A 792-nucleotide genomic window follows, 5' to 3' on the forward strand; every position below is an offset into this window, starting at 1 on the left:
CGCGGTACCGGACGGGGCCGGTGAGTGCGTATACGCAGGCCCTGGTCAGGCCGGTGCCGGAGATCAAACGGGCGGTGCTGAGCGATTACTCCTACGTCATCCGGCTGGATCCCGGGGCGATCGTGTTCGGCCTGGGGGTCGGTGTGGCGCTGACGCTGGTGCTCGAGCTGCTGGCACGTGGCGGGATGTTGCTGGTTCGGTCGGCGCGGCGGCGGAGACGGGCGGTTTCCCGAGGCCGGGCCTGACCTGCATCAGGGGCCCCGACCGTCGAGAGCCCTTCCCTTACCCCCTCGAATGAAGGGCGCCGGGCCTCGTTTGGTGCGGTTCGGTGCGGGGGTATACTGCAGGCGTCGCTCACACTTGGCCGTATCCGCCCCTGATGCAGTCCGAACAACCGATCGGGATTTTCGACTCCGGTGTCGGCGGTCTCTCTATCGCCCGCGGCATCCGCGGGCTGCTGCCGGCGGAGGACGTGCTCTACATCGCCGATTCCCGCCACGCGCCCTACGGCGACAAGCCCCACGACTTCATTCTCTCACGCTCGATGGCGCTGACGGCGTATCTGGTGGAGCAGGGCGCAAAGGCGGTGGTGGTGGCCTGCAACACCGTGACCCTGGCGACGATACGTGCGCTGCGCGAGCGTTTCGAGGTGCCCATCGTCGGCGTGGAGCCGGGGGTGAAACCGGCGGTGCTGGCGAGCCGCAGCGGAGTGATCGGCGTGCTGGCCACGGCGTCCACCGTTGCCAGTCCGGGGATCCGGTCGCTGATCGGGCGGTTCAGCGCGGGCAAGCG

2 protein-coding genes are annotated in these 792 nt (G+C 69.1%); both read left to right on the forward strand.

Going from position 1 to position 792, the window contains the following annotated elements; genetic code table 11:
• Positions 1 to 245, forward strand: a 245-nt coding sequence (locus G7A99_RS22290; protein WP_163144192.1) for a DUF2937 family protein, incomplete at its 5' end; no start/stop codon positions are given.
• Positions 246 to 379: 134 nt separating this feature from the next.
• The coding region (locus tag G7A99_RS22295; protein ID WP_205600008.1) for a glutamate racemase at positions 380 to 792 on the forward strand (413 nt) is incomplete at its 3' end.

The sequence above is a fragment of the Arhodomonas sp. KWT genome (genome assembly GCF_010993615.1).